This window comes from Pseudomonas sp. RtIB026 (assembly GCF_016861355.2).
Lineage (GTDB): Bacteria > Pseudomonadota > Gammaproteobacteria > Pseudomonadales > Pseudomonadaceae > Aquipseudomonas > Aquipseudomonas peradeniyensis.
In genome coordinates, this window is sequence record NZ_AP023348.2 from 425,696 (window position 1) to 441,731 (window position 16,036).

The 16,036-nt window shown below is 63.7% G+C and carries 13 protein-coding genes and 1 pseudogene; 6 read left to right on the forward strand and 8 right to left on the reverse strand.

Features of this window, described 5'->3' with window-relative positions:
• Positions 1-307 precede the first annotated feature (307 nt).
• The 3 genes from tcyJ to tcyN are packed head-to-tail and all read left to right on the forward strand — an operon-like array spanning position 308 to position 2,542.
• Positions 308-1,114, forward strand: coding sequence for a cystine ABC transporter substrate-binding protein (tcyJ, locus tag PRtIB026_RS01985; RefSeq protein WP_203649525.1), 807 nt, complete (start codon positions 308-310; stop codon positions 1,112-1,114).
• Positions 1,111-1,779 (forward strand): cystine ABC transporter permease, encoded by a 669-nt coding sequence (gene tcyL, locus PRtIB026_RS01990; RefSeq protein ID WP_203649523.1) that lies wholly within the window; start codon positions 1,111-1,113, stop codon positions 1,777-1,779. Before tcyJ ends, tcyL begins: the two co-directional genes overlap by 4 nt.
• A gap of 1 nt (position 1,780) precedes the next feature.
• Positions 1,781-2,542 carry an L-cystine ABC transporter ATP-binding protein TcyN gene (gene tcyN, locus PRtIB026_RS01995; protein WP_203649522.1) on the forward strand — a complete coding sequence of 254 codons (762 nt, stop codon included), beginning with the start codon at positions 1,781-1,783 and terminating at the stop codon, positions 2,540-2,542.
• Positions 2,543-2,558: 16 nt separating this feature from the next.
• Here the strand turns inward: tcyN and PRtIB026_RS02000 are convergent, their stop codons facing one another.
• From PRtIB026_RS02000 to trxA, 5 genes are all read right to left on the reverse strand, one after another.
• Positions 2,559-3,209 carry a gamma-glutamylcyclotransferase gene (locus PRtIB026_RS02000; protein WP_203649520.1) on the reverse strand — a complete coding sequence of 217 codons (651 nt, stop codon included), beginning with the start codon at positions 3,207-3,209 and terminating at the stop codon, positions 2,559-2,561.
• A 344-nt stretch (positions 3,210-3,553) separates the two neighbouring features.
• Positions 3,554-4,522 (reverse strand): CDP-6-deoxy-delta-3,4-glucoseen reductase, encoded by a 969-nt coding sequence (locus PRtIB026_RS02005; protein ID WP_203649512.1) that lies wholly within the window; start codon positions 4,520-4,522, stop codon positions 3,554-3,556.
• A complete protein-coding gene (gene ubiD, locus PRtIB026_RS02010) occupies positions 4,522-5,988 on the reverse strand; it encodes a 4-hydroxy-3-polyprenylbenzoate decarboxylase (RefSeq protein ID WP_186660587.1) in 1,467 nt (488 codons plus the stop codon). The genes PRtIB026_RS02005 and ubiD overlap by 1 nt, the downstream gene beginning before the upstream one ends.
• Before the next feature lie 205 nt (positions 5,989-6,193).
• On the reverse strand, positions 6,194-7,453 hold the full coding sequence (gene rho / locus PRtIB026_RS02015; RefSeq protein ID WP_011536308.1) for a transcription termination factor Rho: 1,260 nt from the start codon (positions 7,451-7,453) through the stop codon (positions 6,194-6,196).
• Positions 7,454-7,762: 309 nt separating this feature from the next.
• Positions 7,763-8,092 carry a thioredoxin TrxA gene (gene trxA / locus PRtIB026_RS02020; RefSeq protein WP_203649511.1) on the reverse strand — a complete coding sequence of 110 codons (330 nt, stop codon included), beginning with the start codon at positions 8,090-8,092 and terminating at the stop codon, positions 7,763-7,765.
• 244 nt (positions 8,093-8,336) lie between these two features.
• On the opposite strand from trxA, the gene ppx reads away from it, so the two are divergent.
• Complete coding sequence (gene ppx, locus PRtIB026_RS02025; RefSeq protein WP_203652575.1) at positions 8,337-9,839, forward strand: exopolyphosphatase; 1,503 nt, start codon at positions 8,337-8,339, stop codon at positions 9,837-9,839.
• Between the two features lie 125 nt (positions 9,840-9,964).
• Here the strand turns inward: ppx and ppk1 are convergent, their stop codons facing one another.
• On the reverse strand, positions 9,965-12,205 hold the full coding sequence (gene ppk1, locus PRtIB026_RS02030; protein ID WP_203649509.1) for a polyphosphate kinase 1: 2,241 nt from the start codon (positions 12,203-12,205) through the stop codon (positions 9,965-9,967).
• A 19-nt stretch (positions 12,206-12,224) separates the two neighbouring features.
• Entirely contained in the window at positions 12,225-13,235 is a 1,011-nt protein-coding gene (gene hemB / locus PRtIB026_RS02035; protein ID WP_198745209.1) for a porphobilinogen synthase, read from the reverse strand.
• 207 nt (positions 13,236-13,442) lie between these two features.
• Here hemB and PRtIB026_RS02040 point away from each other — a divergent pair, with 207 nt between their 5' ends.
• On the forward strand, positions 13,443-14,087 hold the full coding sequence (locus tag PRtIB026_RS02040) for a DedA family protein (protein WP_203649500.1): 645 nt from the start codon (positions 13,443-13,445) through the stop codon (positions 14,085-14,087).
• Positions 14,088-14,636: 549 nt separating this feature from the next.
• Here PRtIB026_RS02040 and PRtIB026_RS02045 read toward each other — a convergent pair.
• A pseudogene (locus PRtIB026_RS02045) lies at positions 14,637-15,215 on the reverse strand (sterol desaturase family protein); the annotation flags it as partial.
• A 113-nt stretch (positions 15,216-15,328) separates the two neighbouring features.
• On the opposite strand from PRtIB026_RS02045, the gene elbB reads away from it, so the two are divergent.
• On the forward strand, positions 15,329-15,997 hold the full coding sequence (elbB, locus tag PRtIB026_RS02050) for an isoprenoid biosynthesis glyoxalase ElbB (protein WP_203649497.1): 669 nt from the start codon (positions 15,329-15,331) through the stop codon (positions 15,995-15,997).
• The last annotated feature ends 39 nt before the right edge of the window (positions 15,998-16,036 follow it).

A 16,036-nucleotide genomic window follows, 5' to 3' on the forward strand; every position in this document is an offset into this window, starting at 1 on the left:
CGGGTAGGGCCCCTTCGCGGGTAAACCCGCTCCCACAGGGACCGTATTGCCCTTGAGGCTTGCGCTGGACCTGTGGGAGCGGGTTTACCCGCGAAGAGGCCAGCATTGGATGGATGCGATCAACGATACGTCAAATCTGCCTCTTGGAAAAAACAACGCTTTATTCCATCCTGAGCTAAGTCGGGCATAAGCGGCTGCAAAATGCAGAAACGGGAATAACAACATGATTTTTTATTATTTCCCGGCCTATGAAGCCCACCTCTATAGTCGCCACCTCACTACTTCCACAACAAGCGCGGGGCCTGCCATGACCAAATTCGCCAAACCCCTTCTCAACGCCAGCCTGGCGCTCCTGCTCGGTGCCGGCCTGCTCGGCCAGGCCTTCGCCGGCGAGCAGTTGAAGACCATCCAGGAGAAGGGCGTGATCAACGTCGGCCTGGAAGGCACCTACCCACCGTTCAGCTTCCAGGACGAGAACGGCAAGCTGGCCGGCTTCGAGGTCGAACTGTCCGAACTGCTGGCCAAGGAACTGGGGGTCAAGGCCAAGGTCCAGCCGACCAAGTGGGACGGTATCCTCGCCGCCCTGGAGTCCAAGCGCCTGGACGTGGTGATCAACCAGGTGACCATCTCCGAGGAGCGCAAGAAGAAGTACGACTTCTCCGAGCCCTACACGGTTTCCGGCATCCAGGCCCTGGTGCTCAAGGGCAGCGACAACGAGAAGAACATCAAGACCGCCGCCGACCTCGGTGGCAAGAAGGTCGGCGTCGGCCTGGGCACCAACTACGAGCAGTGGGTGAAACAGGACGTGCCGACAGCCGATGTCCGTACCTATGAAGACGACCCGACCAAATTCGCCGACCTGCGCAACGGCCGTATCGACGCCATCCTGATCGACCGCCTGGCCGCGCTCGAGTACGTGCAGAAAACCGCCAAGGACAAGAAACCCACCGCGCTGGCCGGCGAGAAATTCTCCAAGCTGGAGTCGGGCGTTGCCCTGCGCAAGGGCGAACCTGAACTGCTCGCGGCGCTGAACAAGGCCATCGACAAGCTCAAGGCCGACGGCACGCTGGCCAAGCTGTCCGAGAAATACTTCGGTGCCGATGTCACCAAATGATCGCTGAAAGCCTGCAACTCGTTGTCGATTCCGCGCCCTTCCTGCTCAAGGGCGCGGGCTATACCGTGCTGCTCAGTGTCGGCGGCATGTTCTTCGGCCTGGTGCTGGGCTTCGCCCTGGCACTGATGCGCCTGTCGAAGATCCTGCCGCTGGACTGGCTCGCCCGCATCTACGTGTCGTTCTTCCGCGGCACGCCGCTGCTGGTGCAGCTGTTCGTGATCTACTTCGGCCTGCCGCAGATCGGCATCGAGCTTGATCCGATCCCGGCATCGCTGATCGGCCTGTCGCTGAACATGGCGGCGTATATCTGCGAAATCCTCCGCGCGGCGATCTCTTCGATCGACCGTGGTCAGTGGGAAGCGGCGGCCAGCATCGGCATGACCCGCACCCAGGCCATGCGCCGGGCGATCCTGCCGCAGGCCCTGCGCACCGCACTGCCGCCGCTGGGCAACAGCTTCATCTCGCTGGTCAAGGACACCGCCCTGGCGGCGACCATCCAGGTGCCCGAGCTGTTCCGCCAGGCACAGCTGATCACCGCCCGGACCTTCGAGGTCTTCACCATGTACCTGGCTGTCGCGGTGGTCTACTGGATCCTCTGCAGCATCCTGGCGCACTTCCAGAACCGCATGGAAGCGCGGGTCAACCAGCACGACCAGGAGCAATGAGATGATCGTAGTACAAGGCCTGACCAAGCAGTTCAAGGGCCATACCGTGCTCAACGGCATCGACCTGACCGTGCAACCCGGCGAGGTGGTCGCCATTATCGGCCCCAGCGGCTCGGGCAAGACCACGTTCCTGCGTTGCCTGAACCTGCTGGAAACCCCCGATGCCGGACGCATCCAGATCGGCGACATCAGCATCGATGCCAATCGCCCGCTGGGCGGCCAGCAGGGTGCGATCCGCCGCCTGCGCCAGCAGGCCGGATTCGTGTTCCAGAACTTCAACCTGTTTCCCCACCGCACCGCCCTGGAGAACGTCATCGAGGGGCCGGTGATCGTCAAGAAGACGCCCCGCGACAAGGCCATCGAGCTGGCCAGGCGCCTGCTGGCCAAGGTCGGCCTGGCGGGCAAGGAAGACGCCTACCCGCGCCGCCTGTCCGGTGGCCAGCAGCAGCGGGTGGCCATCGCCCGCGCCCTGGCCATGGAACCCGAGGTGATCCTGTTCGACGAGCCTACCTCGGCGCTCGACCCGGAGCTGGTGGGCGAGGTGCTGGAAACCATCCGCGGCCTGGCCGAGGAAAAGCGCACCATGATCATCGTCACCCACGAGATGAGCTTCGCCCGCGATGTCGCCAACCGGGTGATCTTCTTCGACAAGGGGGTGATCGTCGAGCAAGGCGAGGCCAAGGCGCTGTTCGCCAATCCGCGGGAAGAGCGCACCCGCCAGTTCCTGCGCAAGTTCCTCGGCACCGCCGCCGGCCAGGAATGAACCCGATGCGCGGGGCTCACACCTCGCGCAGGTTGTGGCAACGCCTGAAACGGGCTTCCAGGTTGCGATCGGGCATCTGGTGGCTGCGCAGGGCGTTGAGGGTCTGCTCCACGTAATCGCGTGTCGTGCCATAGCGCCCCTTGGCGCTGGCGAGGATCTGGCTGAGCAAGGTGTCCGGCAGGTTGCCCGCGTAGCATGGCAGGTGCCGTTCCAGCACGAAGCCCAGGGCCTGGACCTTGCTGCCGTCGCCCAGACGGCAGCTGAGCCAGTGCGGGCGATAGGCCGGGAACGGCATTTCGCGCATCCACAGGGCCATCAGCGAATCGTCAAGGTTGCTTTCGTCCAGACGGTAGGCGAAACCACTGCAGGAACCGCCACGGTCCAGGCCGAACACCAGGCCCGGACATTCCGGTGTGCCGCGGTGCTCGTGGGACCACAGGTACAGGCCGCGGTGGTAGCCATGCACCCGTGCCCGCTGGCGCTCGACCGAATTGCACTCGGGGCGCCAGATCAGCGAGCCGTAGGCAAACAGCCAGACCGGGCCGCCTTCGTGCAGGGACATGGTTTCCTGCATCGAGCGCTGCAGTTGTTCGCGGGACAACTGTTGCCCGAAGTCGAGTGACGGCGGATAGGCTATTTGCCAGGATAAACTTTCAAGTGTCGACATGAGCTGCCGCCATTAATTCCTGTGAACTACAAAGTTGCGCGTTCCACTGCTGTTGATGCAGGGCCTGACCCTACGTCTTCGCGGGTAAACCCGCTCCCACAGGAGGTGTGCAGGGCTTGTGGGAGCGGGTTTACCCGCGAAGGCCCTGGCGCTTAACGTAAGGGATAAGACACTTGCGACTCAAGCCGGAAGACACAATTTCATTCAACCTTCCGCTGAACGGAAACTAATAATCCGAGTATAGCGAAACTTATTACCCGCACCGGTAATAATCCCCGCCCTATAATCAACAGGAAAATACTTGGTTATTAAACCCGGCACGCCCTTGCAGCGTGCGGGTTGTTTCAGCCGCGCGGCGCGTAGGCAAACACGTCGGCGCGCATGCGGTGGGCATCCATGCCGGCCTCGACCAACGCATCGAGGGTGGCATAGACCATGTTCGGCGAGCCGCTGGCATAGACATGCACCTGGTTCAGGTCGCCGATGTCCTCGCACACCGCCTCGTGCAGCAGCCCACAGCGTCCTTCCCAGCCGCACAGGTCGCTGACCACCTTGTGCAGGAACAGGTTGGGCAGGCGCTGCCACTCGTCCCAGTGCTCGATCTCGTAGAAATCTTCAGGCCGGCGCACGCCCCAGTACAGGTGCACCGGATGCTTGAAGCCCTGGGCGCGGCAGTGCTCGAGCAGGCTGTGCATCTGGCCCATGCCGGTGCCGGCGGCAATCAGTACCAGAGGGCCATCGGGCAGCTCCGCCAGGTGGGCGTCGCCGAACGGCAGTTCGATGCGTGCCAGTCCATTGCGCTGCAACTGCTGGATCAACTGCACCGCGCTGCTTTCCCGCGCCAGCACGTGCAGCTCGAGGTCGCGCCCACCATGGGGCGCCGAGGCGAGGGAGAAGGCCGCCTTGTCCATGCCCTCACGCTCGATCATCAGGTACTGCCCCGCGTGATAGCGCGGCGGCTTGCCGGCAGGCGCGCGCAGGCGCACGCGCCAGACGTCGCCACCGACCTCGACGCATTCGCTCACGGTACAGGCCAGCTTGCGCACCGGCAGCTCGCCCAGGGCCAGCACACCATCCCACAGCAACACGCAGTCCTCCAGCGGCTCGGCGATGCAGGTGAACAGTTCACCGTGATCGCGGACTTGGCCTTCCTGGCGAACACTGCCTTCCACCAGCAGCGCGGCACACACATGGCAGTTGCCGTTGCGGCAGCTGCTTGGGCAGTCGTAGCCCAGGCGCCGCGCCGCATCCAGAATCCTTTCACCCGGTTCGACCGCCAGTACCGCCCCGGAAGGCTGCAAGGTTACCTGCATCAATCTATTCCCAACTGGTCCCACAGCTCATCGATACGGCGGGTGACGGCCTCGTCCTTGACGATGACCCGGCCCCATTCGCGTGTAGTCTCGCCCGGCCACTTGTGGGTGGCGTCCAGGCCCATCTTCGACCCCAGGCCCGACACCGGCGACGCAAAGTCGAGGTAGTCGATCGGGGTGTTGTCGATCATCACCGTATCACGCTTGGGGTCCATGCGCGTGGTGATGGCCCAGATCACATCGTTCCAGTCGCGGGCGTTGATATCGTCGTCGGTGACGATAACGAACTTGGTGTACATGAACTGTCGCAGGAACGACCACACACCCAGCATGACGCGCTTGGCGTGGCCTGGATACTGCTTCTTCATGGTCACCACCGCCATGCGGTACGAGCAGCCTTCCGGCGGCAGGTAGAAGTCGGTGATCTCGGGGAACTGCTTCTGCAGGATCGGCACGAACACTTCGTTCAGCGCCACCCCGAGGATCGCCGGCTCATCCGGCGGTCGGCCGGTGTAGGTGCTGTGGTAGATCGGTTTCTGCCGGTGGGTGATGCGCTCGACGGTGAACACCGGGAAGCTGTCCACTTCGTTGTAGTAACCGGTGTGGTCGCCGTACGGGCCTTCCGGGGCCATTTCGCCCGGGTGGATCACACCTTCGAGGATGATCTCGGCAGTGGCCGGCACCTGCAGGTCGTTGCCACGGCATTTGACCAGTTCGGTACGGTTGCCGCGCAACAGGCCGGCAAAGGCGTATTCGGAAAGGGTATCGGGGACAGGGGTCACGGCGCCGAGGATGGTCGCAGGGTCTGCGCCCAGGGCAACGGCCACGGGGAACGGCTGGCCTGGGTGTTTCTCGCACCATTCGCGGTAGTCCAGCGCGCCGCCACGGTGGCTCAGCCAGCGCATGATCACCTTGTTGCGGCCGATCACCTGCTGGCGGTAGATACCCAGGTTCTGGCGGTCCTTGTTCGGCCCGCGGGTGACGGTCAGGCCCCAGGTGATCAGCGGCGCCACGTCGCCCGGCCAGCAGTGCTGGATGGGCAACTGGCCCAGGTCGACGTCGTCGCCTTCGACCACGATTTCCTGGCATACCGCGTCCTTGACCACCTTCGGCGCCATGGACACGACCTTCTTGAAGATCGGCAGTTTCGACCAGGCGTCCTTCAGCCCCTTCGGCGGCTCGGGCTCCTTGAGGAACGCCAGCAGCTTGCCGATCTCGCGCAGTTCCTCGGTCGATTCGGCGCCCATGCCCATGGCCACCCGCTCGGGGGTGCCGAACAGGTTGCCCAGCACCGGGATATCGAAGCCGGTGGGCTTTTCGAACAGCAACGCCGGGCCCTTGGCGCGCAGGGTGCGGTCGCAGACTTCGGTCATTTCCAGTACAGGGGAGATGGGAACCTGGATGCGCTTGAGTTCACCGCGCTGTTCCAGACCACGGATGAAGTCGCGCAGATCGCGATACTGCATGCAAGGGCCTCGTGTTGGGCGTATCGGTCGGGGTGCAGAGTGTAGCGCCGTTCACGCCTGGTTTGGGGGCAAAAATGAAAAGGGGCCGCTTCGCGGCCCATCGCGGCACAAGGCCGCTCCTACAGGGGGATGGATAATCCTGTAGGAGCGGCCTTGTGCCGCGATGGGCTGCGCAGCAGCCCCTATCAGTTCCGGCCTGAAACGCTTACTTGCGCTTCATCGACAGGAAGAACTCGTCGTTGGTCTTGGTCTGCTTGAGCTTGTCGACCAGGAACTCGATGGCGGCGATCTCGTCCATCGGGTGCAGCAGCTTGCGCAGGATCCACATGCGCTGCAGTTCGTCGTCGGCGGTCAGCAGCTCTTCGCGGCGGGTACCGGACTTGTTGATGTTGATGGCCGGGAACACACGCTTCTCGGCGATGCGACGGTCCAGGGGCAGCTCCATGTTGCCGGTACCCTTGAACTCTTCGTAGATCACTTCGTCCATCTTCGAGCCAGTCTCGACCAGCGCGGTGGCGATGATGGTCAGCGAACCGCCTTCCTCGATGTTACGTGCAGCACCGAAGAAGCGCTTCGGCTTCTCCAGGGCGTGGGCGTCGACACCACCGGTCAGGACCTTGCCGGAGCTCGGGATCACGGTGTTGTAGGCACGGGCCAGACGGGTGATCGAGTCGAGCAGGATGACCACGTCCTTCTTGTGCTCGACCAGGCGCTTGGCCTTCTCGATGACCATCTCGGCGACCTGCACGTGGCGGGTCGGCGGCTCGTCGAAGGTCGAGGCAACCACTTCGCCGCGCACGGTGCGCTGCATCTCGGTCACTTCTTCCGGGCGCTCGTCGATCAGCAGGACGATCAGGTGGCACTCGGGGTTGTTACGGGTGATGTTGGCCGCGATGTTCTGCAGCATGATGGTCTTGCCCGCTTTCGGCGGGGCGACGATCAGGCCGCGCTGGCCCTTGCCGATCGGGGCGCACAGGTCGATGACGCGACCGGTGAGGTCTTCGGTGGAACCGTTGCCGGCTTCCATCTTCAGGCGCTTGTTGGGGAACAGCGGCGTCAGGTTTTCGAAGAGAATCTTGTTCTTCGCGTTTTCCGGACGGTCGAAGTTGATGGTGTCGACCTTCAGCAGTGCGAAGTAACGCTCGCCTTCCTTCGGTGGACGGATCTTGCCGACGATGGTGTCGCCGGTGCGCAGGTTGAAACGACGGATCTGGCTGGGCGAGACATAGATGTCGTCAGGGCCGGCCAGGTAGGAGGCATCCGCCGAGCGCAGGAAACCGAAACCATCCTGGAGAATCTCCAGCACGCCGTCACCGGAGATCTCTTCGCCGCTTTTCGCATGCTTTTTCAGCAGGGCGAAAATCACGTCCTGTTTGCGCGAACGGGCCATGTTTTCGATGCCCATCTGTTCGGCCATTTCCAAAAGATCGGTAATCGGCTTTTGCTTGAGTTCTGTCAGGTTCATAAGGGGAGTGACGTAATCATGTAAGGAAGGGAGAAATTAAGCGTTGGCTTAATGAGGCCGCGCCGCTAGATGGCGACAGGATCGCGTACTGATTCGAATTAGGGATGCTTCGGCGACGGCGTGCAGAGGGCACTGGAGAAGCAGTGCGAGGCCGAATGTAACACTTGCTTTTTTCGACGTCTAGTGGTTTTGACCACCGTTTTCCGGGGCTATCCGTCTGGATGGGCGCGATAGCGGGGCTCGCCAGCCCTCAGGGAAAATGCCTACAACAGATAAAGAAAAGCCCCGCATTTGCGGGGCTTTGTCACATCACACGTTGGCGTCGAGGAACGCCTTGAGCTGCGACTTGGACAGCGCGCCGACCTTGGTGGCCTCGACGTTGCCGTTCTTGAACAGCATCAGCGTCGGGATGCCACGCACGCCGTGCTTGGCGGGGGTTTCGGCGTTTTCGTCGATGTTCAGCTTGGCGATGGTCACCTTGCCCTGGTATTCAGAGGCGATGTCGTCCAGCACCGGAGCGATCATCTTGCATGGGCCGCACCATTCAGCCCAGTAGTCGACCAGCACCGCGCCTTCAGCCTTGAGTACGTCGGCTTCGAAGCTGGCGTCGGTGACATGTTTGATAAGATCGCTGCTCATGGATATCTCCAGGTCGTAAGCATAAAAAAACGTTGCCCATCATAGCCGCACCCTGGCGCGACAGGAAGCCACAGCTGATTGAGTGTAACTATAGTTGTGCAAGACGCCACGAATCGAAACCGTCATGTCACGGTCATAACATTGCTATGACATTGCCATGCATCAAGCCTTGCCGTGCCGCTCGTTGGCGTATGCCGGCGATCGTGGCACGATTGCCGGGTTAACGACCGAGAACCTCCAGACCATGCCGCACACCACCGCGAAGAACCTGTCTCTGATCGCCGCCATCGACCTGGGCTCCAATAGCTTCCACATGGTCGTGGCCAAGGCCCATCACACGGAAATCCGCATCCTCGAAAGGCTTGGAGAAAAGGTTCAGCTCGCCGCCGGTATCGACGATGAGCGCAAGCTCAGCGAAGAAGCCATGGAGCGCGGCCTGGAATGCCTCAAGCGCTTCGCCCAGCTGATCAACGGCATGCCCCAGGGTTCGGTGCGCATCGTCGGCACCAACGCCCTGCGCGAAGCGCGCAACCGCAATGAATTCATCCTGCGCGCCGAAGCCATTCTCGGCCACCCGGTCGAGGTCATCTCCGGCCGTGAAGAGGCGCGCCTGATCTACCTGGGCGTGTCCCACACCCTGGCCGACACCCCCGGCAAGCGCCTGGTTGCCGACATCGGCGGCGGCAGCACCGAGTTCATCATCGGCCAGCGTTTCGAGCCGCTGCTGCGCGAAAGCCTGCAGATGGGCTGCGTGAGCTTCACCCAGCGCTACTTCCGTGACGGCAAGATCACCCCGGCGCGCTACGCCCAGGCCTACACCGCCGCGCGCCTGGAACTGATGAGCATCGAGAACGCCCTGCACCGCCTGACCTGGGACGAGGCCATCGGCTCGTCCGGGACCATCCGCGCCATCGCCGCGGCGATCAAGGCCATCGGCCAGGGCAGCGGCGAGGTCAACGCCGAGGGCCTGGCGGCGGTCAAGCGCAAGCTGTTCAAGCTCGGCGAGACCGACAAGATCGACTTCGAAGGGGTCAAGCCCGATCGGCGGACCATCTTCCCAGCGGGCCTGGCCATCCTCGAGGCGATCTTCGACGCCCTGGAGCTGCAGCGCATGGACCACTGCGACGGCGCCCTGCGCGAAGGCGTGCTGTTCGACCTGCTGGGCCGCCATCACCACGAGGACGTGCGCGAGCGCACCCTGAACTCGCTGATGGAGCGCTACCACGTCGACCAGGGCCAGGCCGCGCGCGTGGAGCGCAAGGCACTGCACGCCTTCGACCAGGTAGCCGCAGCGTGGGACCTGGAGCACGGAAACTGGCGTGATCTGCTGGGTTGGGCGGCGAAAATCCATGAAATCGGACTGGATATTGCCCATTACCACTACCACAAGCACGGTGCCTACCTGATCGAGCACTCCGACCTGTCAGGGTTCTCCCGCGAGGACCAGCAGATGATGGCCCTGCTGGTGCGTGGCCACCGCCGCAACATTCCCAAGGACAAGTTTGCCGAGTTCGGCGACGAAGGCGTCAAGCTGATCCGCCTGTGCGTACTGCTGCGCTTCGCCATCCTGTTCCACCATATCCGCGGCACCCAGCAGATGCCCAAGGTGGAATTGCAGGCAGGCGACAACAGCCTGGAAGTGGTGTTCCCGAGTGGCTGGCTGGAGCAGAACCAGCTGACCCAGGCTGACTTTGCCAACGAGGCGGAGTGGCTGGCGCGGGTCAATTTTGTTCTCAGCGTCCGGTAAACCGCGGGTCATGGCACCGGCTGCGCCGGTGTTCGCGGCACAAGGCCGCTCCTACAGGCGATAGTGGCCCCTGTAGGAGCGGCCTTGTGCCGCGAAAGGGCCGCAAAGCGGCCCCCATATCGGTACTACCGAACGTTCAGCACCGGATTGCTCAGCCGCTCCAGCAGCGTCGCCTGCACACTGCGCGGGTTCTGGTTGCCGGTCGGCGTGCTGCGCACGTAGCGCCCGTCCGGCTGCAGGGTCCAGGCCTGGGTGTTGTCGGTCAGGTACCCCTCCAGCTCCTTCTTCACCCGCAGCAGCAGCTTCTTGCCCTCCACCGGGAAGCAGGTCTCGACGCGCTTGTCGAGGTTGCGCTCCATCCAGTCGGCGCTGGACAGGTAGATCTGCTCCTCGCCGCCGTTGAGGAAGTAGAACACCCGGGTGTGCTCGAGGAAGCGGCCGATGATCGAGCGCACGTGGATGTTGTGCGACACCCCCGGAATGCCCGGACGCAGGCAGCACATGCCGCGCACTACCAGGTCGATGCGCACGCCCGACTGGCTGGCCTTGTACAGCGCCTTGATGATCTTCGCGTCGGTCAACGAGTTGAACTTGGCGATGATGTGCGCCGGCTTGCCTTCCAGGGCGAACTGGGTCTCCCGGGCGATCATGTCGAGCATGCCCTTCTTCAAGGTGAAGGGGGCGTGCAGCAGCTTCTTCATGCGCAGGGTCTTGCCCATGCCGATCAGCTGGCTGAACAGCTTGCCGACGTCCTCGGTGAGGGCGTCGTCGGAAGTCAGCAGGCTGTAGTCGGTGTACAGGCGGGCGTTGCCGGCGTGGTAGTTGCCGGTGCCCAGGTGCGCGTAACGGACGATCTCGCCCTGCTCGCGGCGCAGGATCAGCATCATCTTGGCGTGGGTCTTGAAGCCGACCACGCCGTAGATCACCACCGCGCCTGCGGCCTGCAGGCGGCTGGCCATCTGCAGGTTGGACTCTTCGTCGAAGCGCGCGCGCAGCTCGATCACCGCGGTGACCTCCTTGCCGTTACGCGCCGCGTCCACCAGGGCGTCGACGATCTCCGAGTTGGCGCCCGAGCGGTACAGGGTCTGGCGCACGGCGAGTACATGCGGGTCCTTGGCGGCCTGGCGCAGCAGGTCGATCACCGGGGTGAACGACTCGAACGGGTGCATCAGCAGCACGTCCTGCTTGCCGATCACGCTGAAGATGTTGTCGGCGTTCTGCAGCAGCTTGGGGATCGCCGGGGTGAACGGCGTGTACTGCAGCTCCGGGTGGCTGTCGAGGCCGGTGATGCTGAACAGGCGGGTCAGGTTGACCGGGCCGTTGACCTGGTACAGCTCGCTCTCGCTCAAGCTGAACTGCTTGAGCAGGTAGTCGGAGAGGTGTTTCGGGCAGGTGTCGGCCACCTCGAGGCGCACGGCATCGCCGTAGCGGCGCGAGAACAGCTCGCCGCGCAGGGCGCGGGCCAGGTCGTCGACTTCCTCGGAGTCCAGCGCCAGGTCGGCGTTGCGGGTCAGGCGGAACTGGTAGCAGCCCTTGACCTTCATGCCCTGGAACAGGTCATCGGCGTGAGCGTGGATCATCGACGACAGGAACACATAATTGTCGCCGGGGCCGCCGACCTCTTCCGGCACGCGGATCACCCGCGGCAGCAGGCGCGGCGCCGGGATGATCGCCAGGCCCGAATCGCGGCCGAAGGCGTCGACACCCTCGAGCTCGACGATGAAGTTCAGGCTCTTGTTCACCAGCAGCGGGAACGGGTGGGTCGGGTCGAGGCCGATCGGGGTGATGATCGGCGCGATCTCGTCGCGGAAGTAGCGGCGCACCCAGGTCTTGAGCTTGGGCGTCCAGTAGCGCCGGCGGATGAAGCGAATGGCGTGCTTCTCCAGCTCCGGCAGCAGCACGTCGTTGAGGATCGCATATTGGCGGTCCACCTCAATGTGCACCAGTTCGCTGATGCGCGCCAGCGCCTGGTGCGGCTGCAGGCCGTCGGCGCCGGCCTGTTCGCGGGCGAAGTTGATCTGCTTCTTCAGGCCCGCCACGCGGATCTCGAAGAACTCGTCGAGGTTGCTGGAGAAGATCAGCAGGAACTTCAGGCGCTCGAGCAGCGGATACGACTCATCCAGCGCCTGCTCCAGCACGCGGATGTTGAACTGCAGCTGCGAGAGCTCGCGATGAATGTACAGGCTGCTGTCGTCCAGGCTCGGCACGGCGATCGCCGGAGCCGGCGCAGGCGCGGGTGCCGGGGCGGCTTCGGCGACCGCTTCCGGTTCCACTACCGCTGGCAGGTCGGGCGGGGTCTGCACCATCTCTTCGGGCACGGCCTGGGCATCCTTGATCTCGACAGGGGTTAGCACTTCGTTATTCATCTGACGTTCCTGGAGGGCGTTACTGCCCTCTCATCAATTGAGCGGCACGCACGGCGAAATAGGTCAGGATGCCATCAGCGCCTGCCCGTTTGAAAGCGGTGAGGGATTCGAGGATCACGGCCTCGCTGAGCCAGCCGTTCTGGATCGCGGCCATGTGCATGGCGTACTCGCCGCTGACCTGGTAGGCGAAGGTCGGCACCTTGAACTCGGCTTTCACTCGGTGAACGATGTCCAGGTACGGCATGCCCGGCTTGACCATGACCATGTCGGCGCCTTCGGCGAGGTCGGTGGCCACTTCGTGCAGGGCCTCGTCGCTGTTGGCCGGGTCCATCTGGTAGGAGGCCTTGTTGGCCTTGCCCAGGTTCAGCGCCGAGCCGACCGCGTCGCGGAACGGGCCGTAGTAGGCACTGGCGTACTTGGCCGAGTAGGCCATGATGCGCACGTTGACGTAGCCGGTCTCTTCCAGGGCCTGGCGGATCGCGCCAAGGCGACCGTCCATCATGTCCGAAGGGGCCACCACCTGGGCACCGGCCTCGGCGTGGGACAGCGCCTGACGCACCAGGGCCTCGACGGTGATGTCGTTCTGCACGTAGCCCTCTTCATCGAGGATGCCGTCCTGACCATGGGTGGTGAACGGGTCCAGAGCGACGTCGGTGATCACCCCCAGCTCCGGGAAGCGGGCGCGCAGGGCGCGGGTGGCGCGCTGGGCGATGCCGTCCGGGTTCCAGGCTTCGGCGCCGTCGAGGGATTTTTTCTCGGTCGGGGTCACCGGGAACAGCGCCAACGCTGGAATACCCAGCTCCACCCAGCCCTGTGCGGCTTCCAGCAGCAGGTCGATCGACAGGCGCTCTACGCCCGGCATGGACGGTACTTCTTCGCGACGGCCCTCGCCGTCCAGCACGAATACCGGAAGAATCAGGTCATCGACGGTCAGGGTGTTTTCGCGAACCAGACGACGGGAAAATTCATCCCGGCGGTTGCGACGCAGGCGGGTGGCAGGAAACAGACGGTTGGCGGGGGTAAAGCTCACGGCAGACTCCTGAGCCCGCGCGGGCGGGCAGCGCGACAGTTATAAGCGGCCATTATGACGCCTGTGTTACATCCTTAGGCAACCCTGCGACTTGTGGCCGCAGCCATTGTCGTTGCAGGGAATCTTCACGTCGAGACACATTTGGACACTTTCCCCAGCGCGTCTGAAGGGGTAGGCTGCGCGTTCATTTCGCCAGCACGCCAGAAAATGCTTCAACAATTCCTGAACGATTTCGGCTACTTTGCCCTTTTTCTCGGCACGTTCTTCGAGGGCGAGACCATCCTGGTGCTCGCGGGCTTTCTTGCGTTCCGCGAATACATGGACATCAAGCTGGTGGTCCTGGTGGCCTTCTGCGGCAGTTACGCCGGCGACCAGCTGTGGTACTTCATGGGCCGCCGCCACGGGCGCAAGATCCTTGCCCGCAAGCCGCGCTGGCAGGCCATGGGTGACCGGGCGCTGGAGCACATCCGCCGCCATCCGGATATCTGGGTACTGAGTTTCCGTTTCGTCTACGGCCTGCGTACGGTGATGCCGGTGGCTATCGGCTTGTCCGGCTACCCACCGCGCCGCTACCTGCTGCTCAACGGCATCGGCGCCGCGGTGTGGGCCCTGGCCCTGGGCCTGGCGGCCTACCACTTCGGCGCCATTCTCGAAGGCATGCTCGGCAGCATCAAGAAGTACGAGCTATGGGTGCTCGGCGGCCTGCTGGTGCTGGGCCTGGCGCTCTGGCTGCGCCGACGTTTTCGCAACCTCCGCGCCGAGCGCCGCGCGGCGGCAGAAGGCCAGGCCGCCGACGCTGAGCAGGCTGTAGCCCAGAAGCAGCAACCAGAACACGGGCGTGACCAACACTAAGCCGAGCGCGCCGGCCAGATACAGCGCCGGCGCATTCGACAGCAGCCGTGCCAGTTCCATGCGCCCTGCCCAGGGCCGGTCCTCCAGCGCCGCCCCCAGCACGAACAGCCCGAACGCCATCACCGTCCAGCCCAATACCAGGGCTGCAGGCGCCACCTGCTCCGCCACCTCCATCAGATAGCTGCCCAGCGCCACATAGAGCGCGAACTGCACGGTGACGTACACCTGCCGCGCGCCGCCCAGGGGAATCGCGAACTTGCGAAACGCCGCCAGGTCCTGCTTGGGCTGTGGATAAGCGGCGGCCACATCCGCCGGGCGCCAGCCGGTGGGCATGAACCAGATGCGCAGCTTGTCCCACCAGCTGCCGGCGCGACGGGCGTCATGCCAGAGCTGGGCGTAGAACTGCACGTTGGCCCACAGCGGGTTCCAGCTGGCCAGCGGCGTGGTCACGCCGAAGATCACCGGCTCGCGCTCGTCCTCCTCCTGGAAGGTGCCGAACAGTCGGTCCCAGATTATGAACACGCCGCCGTAGTTGCGATCCAAGTACAGAGGATTCTGCGCATGGTGGACGCGATGGTTGGACGGCGTGATGAAGATCCACTCCAGCCAGCCCAGCTTGGGCACATGGCGGGTGTGCACCCAGAACTGGTACAGCAGGTTCAGCGACGCCACGGTGATGAATACCAGCGGCGGCACGCCCAGCAGCGCCAGCGGCAGGTAGAAGATCCAGGAGAACAGGAAGCCGCTGCTGGTCTGACGCAGGGCGGTGGTGAGGTTGTATTCCTCGCTCTGGTGGTGCACCGAGTGCGCGGCCCACAGCACATTGCGCTCGTGGCCCAGGCGGTGCAGCCAGTAGTAGCAGAGGTCGTAGAGCACGAAGGCGACCACCCACACCCACCAGGCATCGGCGGGCAGGCGCAGCCAGGCCAGGTGCTCCCAGGCCACGGCATAGGTGACCAGCCCCACCCCTTTGGTCAGAAGCCCCGTGCTGGTGGACAGCGCGCCGGTGCTCAGGCTGTTGATCGAGTCGGCGAGCTGGTAGTTGCGCCGCCCGCGCACGCGATCGGCGATCAGCTCCACCGCGATCAGCACGAAGAAGAACGGCACGGCCAGCAGAATCAGGTCCATGAACGGCCACCTCCAAGGTTGTCCACGAAGATTAGGCCCGCCGAAGGGCAAATCCCATGGCTACATCTGCCAAACTAGAGGACATTTAGCGCCTCGACACTGGAGTATTGAGCATGACGAAAAAAGTTGCGGTGATTCTGTCCGGTTGCGGCGTGTACGACGGCGCCGAGATCCACGAGAGCGTGATCACCCTGCTGCGCCTGGACCAGCGTGGCGCCCAGGTGCAGTGCTTCGCGCCGAACATCGCGCAGATGCATGTGATCGACCACCTGACCGGGGAAGAGATGCCCGAGTCGCGCAACGTGTTGGTGGAATCGGCGCGTATCGCCCGTGGCGAGGTGAAGGACATTCGCGAGGCCAATGCCTCGGATTTCGACGCCCTGATCGTGCCCGGTGGCTTCGGTGCGGCCAAGAATCTCTCCAACTTTGCCGTCGAAGGCGACAAGTGCAGCGTGCAGCCGGACGTGCTGGCCCTGGCCGAAGCCTTCGCCGAGGCGGGCAAGCCGGTTGGCCTGATCTGCATCTCGCCAGCCCTTGCGGCGAAGATCTACGGCCCAGGCGTGGTCTGCACCATCGGCAACGACGCCGGCACCAGCGCGGCGGTGGTGAAGATGGGCGGCACCCATGAGGAATGCGATGTGCACGATATCGTCGAGGATACCCAGCGCAAGCTGGTGACTACCCCGGCGTACATGCTGGCCAAGTCGATCAGCGAAGCGGCGGGCGGCATCTACAAGCTGGTGGATCGGGTGCTGGAACTGACCCACGAGAACGATAAGTAAGGCACTGGGGGCGCTACGCACCCCTTTCGCGGCGCAAGG